12 protein-coding genes are annotated in these 13722 nt (G+C 46.5%); 4 read left to right on the forward strand and 8 right to left on the reverse strand.

Annotated features, from left to right (window positions below; translation table 11 throughout):
• Position 1: 1 nt before the first annotated feature.
• Together argS and MF542_RS13900 are read right to left on the reverse strand one after the other, a co-directional pair.
• Positions 2-1753, reverse strand: coding sequence for an arginine--tRNA ligase (gene argS / locus MF542_RS13895; protein ID WP_247020489.1), 1752 nt, complete (start codon positions 1751-1753; stop codon positions 2-4).
• Complete coding sequence (locus MF542_RS13900; RefSeq protein ID WP_247020491.1) at positions 1750-2961, reverse strand: deoxyguanosinetriphosphate triphosphohydrolase; 1212 nt, start codon at positions 2959-2961, stop codon at positions 1750-1752. Before MF542_RS13900 ends, argS begins: the two co-directional genes overlap by 4 nt.
• Before the next feature lie 219 nt (positions 2962-3180).
• Between MF542_RS13900 and MF542_RS13905 the strand changes: the two genes are divergently transcribed.
• The 3 genes from MF542_RS13905 (at position 3181) to xth (ending at position 4868) form a co-directional block, all read left to right on the forward strand.
• Positions 3181-3630 (forward strand): PAS domain-containing protein, encoded by a 450-nt coding sequence (locus MF542_RS13905; protein ID WP_247020493.1) that lies wholly within the window; start codon positions 3181-3183, stop codon positions 3628-3630.
• A 91-nt stretch (positions 3631-3721) separates the two neighbouring features.
• Positions 3722-4063: an iron-sulfur cluster insertion protein ErpA gene (gene erpA / locus MF542_RS13910; protein WP_247020495.1), complete on the forward strand. Its 342-nt coding sequence runs from the start codon at positions 3722-3724 to the stop codon at positions 4061-4063.
• A gap of 16 nt (positions 4064-4079) precedes the next feature.
• Positions 4080-4868, forward strand: coding sequence for an exodeoxyribonuclease III (xth, locus tag MF542_RS13915; RefSeq protein ID WP_343264894.1), 789 nt, complete (start codon positions 4080-4082; stop codon positions 4866-4868).
• 26 nt (positions 4869-4894) lie between these two features.
• Here xth and panD read toward each other — a convergent pair whose 3' ends face one another.
• From panD to ilvD, 3 genes are all read right to left on the reverse strand, one after another.
• Positions 4895-5356 (reverse strand): aspartate 1-decarboxylase, encoded by a 462-nt coding sequence (panD, locus tag MF542_RS13920; RefSeq protein ID WP_247020499.1) that lies wholly within the window; start codon positions 5354-5356, stop codon positions 4895-4897.
• A 165-nt stretch (positions 5357-5521) separates the two neighbouring features.
• Positions 5522-6364, reverse strand: a complete 843-nt coding sequence (locus MF542_RS13925; RefSeq protein ID WP_247020501.1) for a hypothetical protein — start codon at positions 6362-6364, stop codon at positions 5522-5524.
• A gap of 79 nt (positions 6365-6443) precedes the next feature.
• Complete coding sequence (gene ilvD, locus MF542_RS13930) at positions 6444-8285, reverse strand: dihydroxy-acid dehydratase (protein WP_247020503.1); 1842 nt, start codon at positions 8283-8285, stop codon at positions 6444-6446.
• 194 nt (positions 8286-8479) lie between these two features.
• Between ilvD and MF542_RS13935 the strand changes: the two genes are divergently transcribed.
• A complete protein-coding gene (locus MF542_RS13935) occupies positions 8480-9295 on the forward strand; it encodes an MBL fold metallo-hydrolase (protein ID WP_247020505.1) in 816 nt (271 codons plus the stop codon).
• A gap of 2 nt (positions 9296-9297) precedes the next feature.
• On the opposite strand, the gene MF542_RS13940 is transcribed toward MF542_RS13935, so the two are convergent.
• The 3 genes from MF542_RS13940 to MF542_RS13950 all read right to left on the reverse strand — a co-directional run bounded on the left by MF542_RS13940 (position 9298) and on the right by MF542_RS13950 (position 13646).
• Positions 9298-10041: a substrate-binding periplasmic protein gene (locus MF542_RS13940; RefSeq protein ID WP_247020507.1), complete on the reverse strand. Its 744-nt coding sequence runs from the start codon at positions 10039-10041 to the stop codon at positions 9298-9300.
• An 87-nt stretch (positions 10042-10128) separates the two neighbouring features.
• Positions 10129-10866 (reverse strand): substrate-binding periplasmic protein, encoded by a 738-nt coding sequence (locus tag MF542_RS13945; protein ID WP_247020509.1) that lies wholly within the window; start codon positions 10864-10866, stop codon positions 10129-10131.
• A gap of 128 nt (positions 10867-10994) precedes the next feature.
• Entirely contained in the window at positions 10995-13646 is a 2652-nt protein-coding gene (locus MF542_RS13950) for a valine--tRNA ligase (RefSeq protein WP_247020511.1), read from the reverse strand.
• Between the last annotated feature and the right edge of the window lie 76 nt (positions 13647-13722).

A 13722-nucleotide genomic window follows, 5' to 3' on the forward strand; every position in this document is an offset into this window, starting at 1 on the left:
CTTAGCGCATTTCCTCTACAGGCGTTACACCCAGCACTTCCAAACCGCTTGCAATAACAAGAGCTACACTGCGAATAAGCGCAAGGCGTGCTTTTGTCATTTCTTCATCACCATCAATGATGAAACGAAGGGACGGATTATCATTACCTTTATTCCAGAAAGTATGGAACTCAGAAGCAAGATCATAAAGGAAAAAGGCAATTCTGTGTGGCTCATGCGCCTCGGCTGCCGCTTCAACCATACGAGGCCACGCAGCACACTGCTGAATCATTGCGATCTCACTTTCATGAGATAGTTTTGACACATCAGCGCCAGCCAGTGCTTCATCAGATGCATCCAGATCAGCAAAAGCAGCCTGTGCTTTACCGATTACTGAACAGATACGCGCATGCGCATACTGCACATAAAATACCGGGTTATCCTTTGATTGCTCTGTCACCTTAGCGAAGTCAAAATCAAGCGGTGCATCGTTCTTACGTGTAAGCATGATGAAACGGGTTACATCACGCCCTACTTCATCAACTACATCACGCATGGTAATGAAGTTACCGGACCGCTTTGACATCTTGAACGGTTCACCATCACGGAACAGGCGCACAAGCTGACAAAGCTTCACATCAAGATCGCCATCTTCCGCAAGGCCCTTAACCGCTGCCTGCATACGCTTTACGTAACCACCATGGTCAGCGCCCCAAACATTAATCATGTTTTTAAAGCCGCGCTGATATTTATCATAGTGGTAGGCGATGTCCGCACCAAAGTAGGTATAATCACCGTTTGATTTCTGAAGTGCACGATCAACGTCATCACCAAAATCAGTCGCTCGGAACAAAGTTTGTTCACGAGCTTCCCAATCATCCGGCTTTTTGCCTTTAGGTGGCTCTAGAACGCCTTCATAAATATGGCCACGTGCGCGCAAATCAGCGATCACTTCATCAATACGGCCTGATTTATGAAGGGTCTTTTCTGAGAAAAACACCTCATGTTCAACACCAAGAACCTTGAGATCTTCCCGGATCAAGTCCATCATTGCGTCTGTCGCTTCATCACGGATGGTTTCGATCCATTCGCTTTCATCAGCATCAAGCCATTTATCGCCGTATTTTTCCTTAAGCATTTCACCAACAGGGATCAAATATTCACCTGGGTAAAGGCCTTCAGGAATAGCACCGATATCTCGGCCATGAGCTTCGCAGTAACGTAGGTAAGATGAACGAGCGAGCACATCGATTTGCCCGCCTGCATCATTAATCAAATATTCTTTGCTAACTTTAAAGCCTGCTTTTGACAGAAGGTTAGAAAGCGCATCACCAAACACAGCACCGCGTGTATGGCCCACATGCAGTGGTCCAGTTGGGTTTGCAGAAACATATTCCACATTCACTGGCTCACCAGCACCCATTTCGCTTGAACCAAACGCCTTACCATCTTCAAGGATGATCAGAACCTGATTTTGCCAGAATGAAGGCGCAAGGCGGAGGTTGATAAAACCTGGGCCCGCAATTTCAACAGCATCAACATCGCTCAGGCCTTCAAGCCTCGGTGCCAGCAGCTCTGCAATATCGCGCGGCTTACGTTTTGCCTGCTTTGAAAGCACGAGGGCTGCATTTGTTGCAATATCACCGTGGCTAGCGTCTCGTGGCGGCTCTACAGCAATATTTTTAGTATCTAGTGTTTCAGGGAGATCACCCGCTGCACTAAGGGCTGCAAGCTCAGTATCAATAATTCCCCGAAAGTGGGTAAAAACATTCATAGCGTTACTCTTGAAAGATCGAATAGTTTCGCGTGCTCACGGAAAGCAAAACGGTCTGTCATACCGCCGATAAAATCGGCTACCACTCGGGCAGTTTCAGCAGACATCGGCTCACCGGCACGTTCGCTCCATTCGGTTGGCAAACATTCTGGCTCGGAGATATACAGATCAAATAGATCTTTCACCACCCTTTTTGCCTTACTTGCCATACGATTTACCAAATAGTGGCGGTACATTTTTTCAAACAGGAAGGTTTTCAGTTCTTTTACAGCAATGCCCATATTTTTACCAAAGGCAATAGTTGGCTGACCAGCATTCCTGATATCATCCGGGTTTTGCGGGTCCAACGCCTTGATTCTACGTGTACTTTCAACCATCAAATCGCCAACCATGCGGCTAATCATACGGCGCACAAGTTCGTGGATCAGAATATCACGCGGCGCGTTTGGATAGGTAAGCATCACTTCATCAATGATTTGCGCTACAATAGGAATATTCTTGAGCTCATCAAATTCGATAAGGCCTGCGCGCAAACCATCATCCAAATCATGGCTTGAATAAGCGATATCATCAGCAATTGCAGCAACCTGTGCTTCACCTGATGCATATGTATGCAATTCCAGATCAAACTCAGGCAAGAATTCCTTAAAACCAAAAGGTAGTTCCTTTGGTGGGTTCTTATGATCAATTGGACCATCTACAAGTGGGCCGTTATGCTTAGCCAGACCTTCTAGCGCTTCCCATGTAAGGTTCAGGCCATCAAACTGAGCATAGCGATGCTCAAGTTTTGTAAGCTGACGCAAAGACTGTGCATTATGATCAAAACCGTCATGATCTTTCATACATTCATTGAGAACCTGTTCACCAATATGCCCAAAAGGCGGATGACCAAGATCATGCGCCAGCGCAAGTGCCTCGCCTAGATCCTCATTCAAGTGCAAGGAACGACAAACAGAGCGTGCAATCTGCGCTACTTCAAGCGAATGCGTAAGGCGCGTACGGAAATGGTCACCTTCATGGTAAACAAATACCTGTGTTTTGTGCTTCAAGCGCCGAAAACTTGAAGAATGAATCACTCTATCCCTATCGCGTTGATAACAGCTTCGGGACGGCACTTCAGGTTCTTTACACAAGCGACCTCGGCTTTGGGAAGGTATACATGCATATGGTGCAAGCGTTTCTTCATAATTAACCAAGGTATCGGTCATTAGTGTCTCCCTGAATCTATAAATTTTTGCTTATTGCAATAAGTTTTTCAGCACAGTATCCGCCCACATAAAAATGAGCAATAGCTAACGCCTAACTCACCACAGGAAAATTGTATACAATTCGTTAACAATGTCGTTGCTCGTTAATATTTTATTAACTATACTATAAAAATGATCAGTAACTGTTATAAATACGATGCCCTTTCTGTGGCTATGAATGTGGAATTTCAAAAACGCATTTTAGCGCATTGGGAAGATATTCGACAAAGCAGGAAGTTCCCTTCAAAACAGGATTTCCGACCGCAGAATTTCTCACGTTATCTTCCACAGTTAGCCATTGTTTCCTTCGATGACACCAACTTTTCTGATCGCCTGATTGGATCAACAGTGATCGAAATGCTGGGATATGCTATGGGTGCTCAGTATCAGGAAGACACACGCTTGGGCTACAACAGCCAAGCTTTGCGGCATGTGTTAGAGACATCGAAAGAAGAGGCACAGCCGCTTTATTTTACTGGCGAACTTTCAGAAAATTCCATTTCGCCTGTTGAGTTTTGTGCACTGGCACTTCCTTTTAGCTTAAAAAGTGAAAAAGATGAATTCGATACAATCATTCTAGCTTTCGAATTCCAGAAGAAATCCCTCCTGCACACACTTAAGCAAGCTTAATCATACTTTTTTTTTCATGTAATTTGATTATTAAGCTTCATATGCTTACATATGGCTTGAATACTTCATTATTTGACGTTGGCAGAGTACCATGACCGAACAAGCAACTCCTGTTTCAATTAGCGAGAACGCGGCTAAACGCGTTGCCGCTCTTATTGAGCAACAAGGAAATCCAAACCTGAAATTACGCCTTTCTGTATCTGGTGGAGGGTGTAGCGGTTTCCAATACGGTTTTGAATTTGATGAAGAACAGAAATCTGATGATATCGTTGTGGAGCGTGATGGTGTAACCATGCTTGTTGATGGTATGTCCCTGCTCTATCTGATGGGTTCAGAAGTAGATTTTGTTGAAGACCTTGTCGGCGCATCATTTCAAGTGGTGAACCCTAATGCCACAGCGAATTGTGGCTGCGGCTCATCCTTCTCCATTTAAACCAAGGACCACATCTGTGAAAATTGCTACCTTTAACATCAACGGCGTTAAAGCACGCCTTCCTCGTGTTCTTGAATGGCTTGAAGAATTTAATCCTGATGTTGCCTGCCTACAGGAAATCAAAAGCATAGATGAAAACTTCCCGCGTCTTGAATTTGAAGAAAAAGGCTGGAATGTAGAAACCCATGGCCAGAAGTCCTTTAATGGTGTTGCAATCCTTTCAAAACACCCGATTGAAGATATCATGCGCCGTCTGCCTGATCTTGACAGCAGTGAGTGCGAAGAAGATGAGCAAGCACGCTATATTGAAGCCACGGTTAAAGGCGTGCGTGTAGCCTCTATTTACCTTCCAAACGGTAATCCACGTCCCGGCCCGAAATTTGATTATAAGCTCAGCTGGATGGACCGTCTTATCAAACGTGCAGAATACCTGAGAACACTTGAAATTCCCGTTGTGCTTGCTGGCGATTATAATGTGATTCCATTTGATGAAGACTGCCACAACCCAGCTGCATGGACAGAAGATGCTCTAACCCAACCGGAAAGCCGGGCGCGTCTGCGTACGCTGTGGAATATGGGATACACAGACTCTATCCGCCAGATCACACCTCGCGGACCAATGTACAGCTATTGGGATTTCCAGCGCGGTGCATGGCAGAAAGACCACGGCATCAGAATTGATCACCTGCTTCTATCACCACAGGCCGCTGATATTCTTAAAGATGCCAAGGTAGACCGCATACCACGTGGTAAAGAAAAACCAAGCGACCACACGCCTGTATGGGTAGAACTAGATATCGCTTAAAGAATATGATGCCTGAGCATTAAGTCTTAGGCATCAACAGTTTCGTATTTCTGACCTTCACGATTATTCTGCGGCTGACCAAGCTCTGCATGGCTCGGGGTCACATACTCATCGATGTTTACGATCTGGTTCTCTGAATCTACGTGCACTGCTCGGGATACACGGCCAGGAAGATCTTTGGCGGGAACAAACTCATATCCCATAATGATAGCCAGGTCCCCCTTGGAAAACTGGTGTGCAGCTGCCCCATTTAGACAAATCACACCAGAACCTTCAGTACCTTCGATCACATAAGTGGTAATACGCTCGCCGTTAGTGATATTCATTACATCTACTGCAGTGTTCGGCAAAAGCCCCGACGCACGCAGTAAAATTGGATCAACAGTGATTGAACCAATATAGTCAAGCTCGGCACCCGTGATTGTTACACGGTGAAGTTTGCCGTACATAAACTGCCTAAGGGCACCATCAAAAACTAGATTACTCACTCTATGAGTTCCTCTGCCAATACACATGCATCATCACACATGGCGCGATATGGCGTGATTAAGGGTGAAGGTCAAGGAAAAGAGAAAAATATTCACACTCTTTAGAATGCAGGCAATAAAAAAGCCGGGAAAGCCCCGGCTTTTTAGGTTGTTTATCTAATAAAGTTAAGATTGATCATCTTCGGCATCAGCTTCCATCGCAGGAGCAGCACTTTCAGCTTGATCGTTTTCCATAAGGCAATAGCTAAAACGAATGCCATGTGCAGCAGGAACAGCAAAACTCACGAAGATACCCAACACCAATTGCACGATCCAAACAAGAGACAGAAGACCTGCATAACTCATCAAGATTGTTGGAACGAGAATGATGGAATAAATCAGGATAAGTACAATAGCAAAATCAATCGTGTGCGGATGATTAAGCGCTTCCTTATCTTCTCCTAGCGCAGTATTCGTCAGATTTGATGATACCAGAGAATAAATCACACAGCTGATAATAACTTGTACTATCGAGAAAACACCACTGCCTTGCGCCGCATTGGGATCATTTATATCAACCAAGCCAACAGTGGAGAACACAAACATAGCCACAAAAGAAGCAATCGCGATAATAACACCGACAAGCAAAAATTTAATCATGTTTACAACAGCAGCGACAATCGCCTGCCCAACACTTTCAAAAGCAATGCGGTCTACACCAAGAGCAGCGAGCCTCACCCAGCGGTTAAACACGTGCGCAAAAAATATCGTCATCGCCAGAACAGCAATGAGAAGAGGGAAAGCAATTGCACCTATGGCATCAATATCACTAGCTAATAGCTTTTCGTTAAGTTCTTGCAGACCAGCCTGATCAATACCTCCAACAAGCATCAGAACAACAAAAACCGCTACCGCAACAATAAAGCCAGCGATCATCCAGCCAATACTTTTCAACACTTCCATTGGATATGCCAGCGGCAATCCTACAGCTTTCTTAAATACATCAATTGTTGGAAAATTATTTTCCACGGCATGCTCCCCAGCCAAATTAATAGTTGGCTAACGCTACAAGAGGATTGTCCGTGTTTAAAGCTTTAATTGAAGCAATCTATGGTAGCTTCCTTACAGCCCCCATACTAGCCGATGTTGTAAGTGCTGCATACGCCTTAAGCGCAGTGGTTACCTTACGTGTACGTACTTCAGCAGGTTGCCATGCATTCTTACCTCTAGCTTCCATCTCAGCTCTGCGTTTGTTCAACTCTTCGTCAGAAACACGCATATTGATGCTTCGGTTCGGGATATCAATTTCTATGACATCACCTTCTTCAACCAAGCCAATGGCACCACCTTCCGCAGCTTCAGGGCTTACATGCCCAATGGAAAGACCACTGGTTCCACCAGAAAAGCGGCCATCAGTAAGCAGCGCACATTCTTTTCCAAGCCCCATAGATTTTAGGTAACTGGTTGGATAGAGCATTTCCTGCATGCCCGGTCCACCACGCGGGCCTTCATAACGAATAATAACCACATCACCAGCAATAATCTGGTTATCGAGAATAGCATCTACAGCACTATCCTGACTTTCGAAAATCCTAGCACGGCCAGTAAATTTGAAAATACTTTCATCCACACCTGCTGTTTTCACAACGCAGCCATCTTCTGCGATATTACCAAACAGAACTGCAAGGCCACCATCCTGCGTATAGGCATGCTCTTTAGCGCGGATACAGCCATCCGTACGGTCTAAATCTAGTGCCTCATATCTTTTGTTCTGACTGAAGGCTATTTGTGTTGGCACCCCGCCTGGCGCTGCTTTAAAGAAATGATGAAGATCCGCATCATCACTGCGCACAACATCACAGCGATCAATAGCCTCCCCAATCGAAGGTGAGTGAACTGTTGGGCAATCACGGTTGATCAAGCCAGCACGCTCAAGTTCACCAAGAATACCAAATACACCACCTGCCCTGTGCACATCTTGTATATGGTATTTACTGGTTGCTGGTGCGACCTTACAAAGGTTCGGCACGATGCGGGACATTCGGTCGATATCACTTACAGTAAAATCAACTTCACCTTCTTGGGCTGCAGCCAACAAATGAAGTACCGTATTCGTAGAACCACCCATAGCGATATCGAGTGCAATAGCATTTTCAAATGCACTAAAATTAGCAATAGAGCGCGGTAATACGCTTTCATCACCTTCTTCATAACGCTTACGGCAGAGATCAACGATCAATCTACCTGCGGTGAGGAAAAGCTCTTTCCTGTCCGCATGTGTGGCAAGCGTTGTTCCATTACCAGGGAGGGAAAGCCCAAGAGCTTCTGTAAGACAGTTCATGCTGTTTGCAGTAAACATACCGCTGCAGGAACCACATGTCGGGCATGCAGAACGTTCAACAAGATCAACTTGCTCGTCAGACACATCAGGCTGTGCCGCTTGTACCATGGCGTCTACTAGATCAAGCTTGTGAGTTTCGCCGTCATAATCCGCTTCGCCAGCTTCCATCGGTCCACCCGATACAAAAACTGCAGGGATATTCAGCCTAAGTGCTGCCATCAACATACCCGGCGTAATTTTATCGCAGTTGGAAATACATACGAGCGCATCAGCACAGTGAGCATTCGCCATATATTCCACGCTATCCGCGATAATCTCGCGGCTTGGCAAGCTATAGAGCATACCATCATGGCCCATGGCGATGCCGTCATCTACTGCAATAGTATTAAACTCTTTTGCTACACCACCAGCAGCTTCAATTTCTCTGGCAACTAGTTGCCCCATATCTTTCAGATGTACGTGTCCGGGCACAAACTGAGTAAAACTGTTGGCGACAGCGATGATAGGCTTTTTAAAATCCCCATCTTTCATGCCTGTAGCGCGCCACAAAGCACGGGCACCAGCCATATTCCGACCGTGGGTAGATGTTCGGGAACGATATTTCGCCATGATTAGCTCCAGATAACACAAAACTCTGACAGATTTGCGCCGAGATTAGCGTCAGCAACACTTATTGTCGATAATTTTAATGAAGAAAATACATTATTTTTTGAAATAATATTTCAAGAATAACCAGATTGTGACCCCCTCTCTGTAAAGCCTTCTGATAGTCTTCCCTGAAACTCAGTTAGGGGGAATGATCCATGAAGAAATTGGGACTGTTATTAGCCGCACTTGGCATAACGCATACTGTGCAAGCAGAAGACATAACAGTGTGCCATATCGCCAATGCTGGCTTTTATGTGGAATCCGGCGGCGCAGGTGTACTTATCGATGCCGTCATGCAGCGAGATGCCTATAACGGCCAATTTGCACTGCCAAGCGCAGGCACGCTTAAAGATATCAATGAGGGTAACAATCGTTTTTCAAATGTGAAACTAGCCGTCGCCACCCATATTCATGCGGATCACTTCGATGCGGCAGCCAGCGTTCAACACATGAAACAGAACCCTATGGTTCGCTATCTGCTAACACCAAAGTCTTTTGATGCACTTTCGCCCGCAGGCGCTGGTGAGGAAATATCTCACGCAGCAGCAGTACGTCACACAACCGATACGCCAGTAACCATTAAGCAGGATGGCTTTACCGTTGACGTATATCAGGTTGACCACGGCGAGAAAGCACCAACAAATTTTGGCTATAAAATCACTTTCCCATCCGGCAAAAGCGTATTTCACACAGGCGATATCACTGCCAGCCTTGAAAGCCTGAAAAAACACGGACTTAATAAAACCCAAGTAGATGTGCTCCTCATCCCGTTTTGGTATCTGCTGCAGAACAGCGCTAATGTGCCAGAAGCATGGAATGCTAGCACTATTGTACCAACACATTTCATGGCCAAAGAACAGGAATGGATGGCACAATATGGCGGCATGGAAGGCGTAAAAAAACTAGCGCAAAACGCTTTCCCTGAGAAAAGCGTGCTTATTGATGAGGAAATGCAGTGTAAAAGCTTCTAAGCTTACTCGCGAAGGGCAGAACGTTCAGGGTCCTCTGCCTTCAATTCTTCCAGGCGTTTATTTACGTGCTTGATAAACGCCTCACTGCCCTCAGAACGCCAGCAAACAATAGCATCGCTGTTTTCTTCCAGAAGATAGGTGGGATCATAGCTGAAAATTTCAGCATCACCCGGGTGCCTGTTTACATACAGTTCCACATCGAAATCAAAAGCTACGATAGCAGAAACTCTGTTTTGCTTTAGGAGAGAGAACGCCTGCTCCAGCTTCGCGACAGGCAAGATAGTAATGTCTTTCTCACGGAAGCGTTTGTAAAATAACTCCGATGTACCGGCACCAAAATCAATAGCAACCGTTTTGCCGCGCAGCTGCTCCAGATCACGTACAATCATTTCACCTGAACGAGTATAAACACGGATAGCCACACGGTTTACTGCATCTGAAAGAAGGATTTCATCTGCAGGCATGCCTAGTTGTTCATAAGTTTCAGGATCTTTTGAACCAACAAAAAGGCAATCTGCCTCTCCCGCTAAAAACCTTCTTTGCGCGCGGCGCATTGGCATACGCATAAGCGAATAAGAGGGGTATTCCCCAACCAGCGTATCGAAAAGTTGATCATAAGGGCCAGGTTGCTGCGAATGGAACAGGCGCGGAATTTCGGTGCCAAAGACCGTAAGGTCATCATCTACGCGGACAGCGCTGACAGATGACGAAGTCATAATCAAAGATATAGCAATTATAAACTTCATATACATTGGCCAATACTACAGTATTTCGACATCCCAATGAAGAGCATCACTATCAACAAGGGTAGTTGAGTTCAACATAATCCTCACTCATCTGTTCAAGATTTCGTGTAGTTCTCCAGTTTCCTTTAAAAGAGCTACTTTCTGGTTAAAATGTTTTACGAAAACTTCTGTTTTTGGGCGACGCCAACACGCCATCACATCCTCGCTTTCTGAAGCGAAGAAATCCGGGTCATGCTGGTATTTAGCAACATCTGGCAAATGGCGGCTCAGTTCTTTAATATCAAGCCCGTAAGCAGCCACCGCCGCGACGCGACCAAACTCAAGCATCTGGAATGCCTGCAGGTTCTTCTCTACCCTCAGTGTTTCGATATCCCTTGATGCAAAAACTCGGCTGAATTCCTCCAGCGAACTGACACCAGACGCATAGGCAACAGCTTTCCCGCGCAGATCTTCAATATCACTGATAGTTTCCGCCCCGGGCAGTGTATAAAGCCGCAGCTTTATGGTTTTCAACGATGCAGAAATCAAAACCTCATCAAAAGGCAGGTTGCGGTAATGATAATATTCCGGATGATTAATACCAACGAATAAGCAGTCCGCCTTCCTGCCGTAAAACAACCGCCTGATCCGTAGAATGGGGCCACGCATTACCGAAACATTATTCTGGCCTTCAAGAATACGCTCCAGCACAACATCATAAGCACCGGAACTCTGCTCATCGAGCAAACCTTCAATATTGGTAATTGCAACGTTGACCTTCGTGTCATCGCTTGCCTTGGCATGAAAAGACAAAATAAAAACAAGAATAATGAGGCCAAACTTCATACAGAACCCAACAAAACAGTTGCTTCTCGGCCCCCACGGCATCGCCACTATAACACAATGCCACAATATAGCAAAAAGGCGCCTGAGTAAGTTCAGGCGCCTTTGAAAACATCTATAGTTATTCAGGTTTACCCTAGGCGTGTGAGAGCAGCGCTTACCTTTTCAATCTGTGCTTCAAGGTCAGCGAGCTGTTCTTTGGCTTCCGCCACCACATGCTCAGGTGCCTTGGCGATGAACTTCTCATTACCGAGGCGGCCTTTAAGCCCTCCTGCTTCCTTGTTCAGCTTCTCAAGGTTCTTGCCGAGGCGCGCTTTCTCTGCGTCCAGGTCCATCAAATCAGCAAGCGGCAGATAAACCGTAGCTTCATCCACAACAAGCTGGGCTGCGCCCTTACTTTCTGCTTCTGCAACAACTTCTGTTTTCTCAAGGCGCGCAAGACGGCAGATCATATCCTGCCAATCGCCAAGGCGTGTCGCAGTGGTATCAGATGCACCAACAACAAGTGCTGTCGCCTTCGCGCCTGCTGGCACATTCATTTCCGCACGTGTTGAACGCACTTCCTGAATGAACTTAATCGCCCAGTTCACCTCATCAGCTGCTGCTGCATCAACATCTGTTACTGTTGGCCACTCAGCTTGGATAAGATCGTAAGCACGATCTTCTTTCGTAGCGTGCCATAGCTCTTCTGTAATGAACGGCATGAAAGGGTGCAGAAGCACGAGGATTTGGTCGAGCGCCCAGCCTGCAACCTTGCGGGTTTCTTCTTTGGCTGCCTCATCATCGCCCCAGAATACAGGTTTGATAAGTTCTACATACCAATCACAGAAGGTACCCCATGCGAAGTGGTAAATCACATCAGCTGCATCATTGAAACGGAAAGCATCAAAAGCACCTGTAATCGCTGCCGTTGTTTTAGCAACTTCAGAGATAATCCATTTGTTCACCGCGTGTGTTGCAGCTGGCGCTTCAACACTATCAGAACCCGCAATACCGTTCATTTCGCAGAAACGAGAGGCATTCCAAAGCTTGGTACCAAAGTTACGGTAGCCTTCAACACGTTTTTCCGAAAGCTTGATATCCCGGCCCTGAGCTTCCATTGCAATTAGCGTAAAGCGCAGTGCATCAGCACCGTATTTGTCCATAAATTCCAATGGGTCAATCACATTACCCTTGGATTTCGACATCTTCGCGCCTTTTTCATCACGAACCAGCGCGTGGATATAAACGTTTTTAAACGGCACCTCTTCCATAAAGTGGATACCAGACATCATCATGCGGGCAACCCAGAAGAAGATAATATCGAAACCAGTGATAAGCGTGGCATTCGGGTAATATTTCGCAAGCTCAGGCGTTTTCTCTTCGCCCGGGCCTTTCCAGCCCATTGTGCTGTATGGCCACATCGCAGAAGAGAACCATGTATCAAGCACATCTTCTTCACGGCGCAGGCTTACATCATCACCAAACTTGGCGCGCGCTTCCCGGTATGCATCTTCTTCTGTTTCTTCAACAAAAATCGTGCCGTCTGGCGCATACCAAGCAGGGATTTGGTGGCCCCACCATAGCTGACGAGATACACACCAAGGCTGAATGTTGCGCATCCATTCATAGTATGTCTTTTCCCAGTTTTTCGGGATGAAGTTTGTTTTACCTGTTTCAACGGCTTCAATCGCAGGCTTCGCGAGCGTTTCCGCATCTACATACCACTGGTCAGTAAGCCAAGGCTCAATCACCACACCGCCACGGTCCCCATACGGCACCATATGCTTGTGCGGGATGATTTTCACAAGGAAACCAGCAGCTTCCATATCAGCAACAATGGCTTTACGCGCTTCAAAGCGTTCCATACCGCGGTATTTCTCTGGCGCATTTTCATTGATGTATGCGTTTTCATCAAAGATGTTGATCATCTCAAGATCGTGGCGTTTGCCGATTTCAAAGTCATTGAAATCATGCGCCGGTGTAACCTTAAGAGCGCCTGTGCCCTGCTCCGGGTCTGCGTGCTCATCGCCTACAATACGGATAAGGCGGCCAACAAGCGGCAGTTTAACAAACTTGCCGATCAAATCCTTGAAACGCTCGTCTTCAGGGTGAACCGCAACAGCCGTATCGCCAAGCATTGTCTCAGGGCGCGTGGTTGCAATTTCAATGAAGCGGCCTTCTTCACCATCAATCGGGTAATTGAAGTGCCAGAAGTTACCGTCTACCTCTTTCTGTTCTACTTCCAGGTCAGAAATCGCCGTTTTAAGCTTCGGATCCCAGTTTACAAGGCGCTGGGAGCGGTAGAGCAAACCATCACGGTACAGTTGAACAAACTTCTTGATTACAGCGGCTGAACGCTCTTCATCCATTGTGAAAGCTTCACGTGACCAATCACATGATGCACCGAGGCGGCGCAGCTGGCCCGTAATGGTGCCGCCGCTTTCTGCTTTCCATTTCCAAACACGCTCAAGGAATGCTTCACGGCCCATATCACGGCGATCAAGCCCTTCAGCATCCAGTTGGCGTTCAACAACCATTTGTGTTGCGATACCAGCATGGTCTGTGCCCGGCTGCCACAGCACGTCTTTACCGCGCAGGCGCTCAAAGCGAATAAGGGCATCCTGAAGGCTGTTATCCAGCGCATGACCCATGTGCAAGCTGCCGGTCACATTCGGTGGCGGCATGACGATGACATATGGCTCTGCATCCTGGCGCTGGCCGCATTTGAACGCGCCCGAAGTTTCCCAGTGTTCGTACCATTTACCTTCAATATCCGCAGGTGAATATGTTTTATCCAGCATCTCTTTAATCCGTTAATAAATGCCCCAAAACAGATGGGGCCAAACAGAGCGCAACATGCACAAAAATAGGGAAAAA

This window comes from Kordiimonas laminariae, assembly GCF_023008165.1.
Lineage (GTDB): Bacteria > Pseudomonadota > Alphaproteobacteria > Sphingomonadales > Kordiimonadaceae > Kordiimonas > Kordiimonas laminariae.

What these genes read in the sequence shown, in the direction of transcription:
- argS (WP_247020489.1), bottom strand. Translation starts at nt 1,753, where the DNA reads ATGAATGTTTTTACCCACTTTCGGGGAATTATTGATACTGAGCTTGCA.
- MF542_RS13900 (WP_247020491.1), bottom strand. Translation starts at nt 2,961, where the DNA reads ATGACCGATACCTTGGTTAATTATGAAGAAACGCTTGCACCATATGCA.
- erpA (WP_247020495.1), top strand. Translation starts at nt 3,722, where the DNA reads ATGACCGAACAAGCAACTCCTGTTTCAATTAGCGAGAACGCGGCTAAA.
- ilvD (WP_247020503.1), bottom strand. Translation starts at nt 8,285, where the DNA reads ATGGCGAAATATCGTTCCCGAACATCTACCCACGGTCGGAATATGGCT.
- MF542_RS13935 (WP_247020505.1), top strand. Translation starts at nt 8,480, where the DNA reads ATGAAGAAATTGGGACTGTTATTAGCCGCACTTGGCATAACGCATACT.
- MF542_RS13940 (WP_247020507.1), bottom strand. Translation starts at nt 10,041, where the DNA reads ATGAAGTTTATAATTGCTATATCTTTGATTATGACTTCGTCATCTGTC.
- MF542_RS13945 (WP_247020509.1), bottom strand. Translation starts at nt 10,866, where the DNA reads ATGAAGTTTGGCCTCATTATTCTTGTTTTTATTTTGTCTTTTCATGCC.
- MF542_RS13950 (WP_247020511.1), bottom strand. Translation starts at nt 13,646, where the DNA reads ATGCTGGATAAAACATATTCACCTGCGGATATTGAAGGTAAATGGTAC.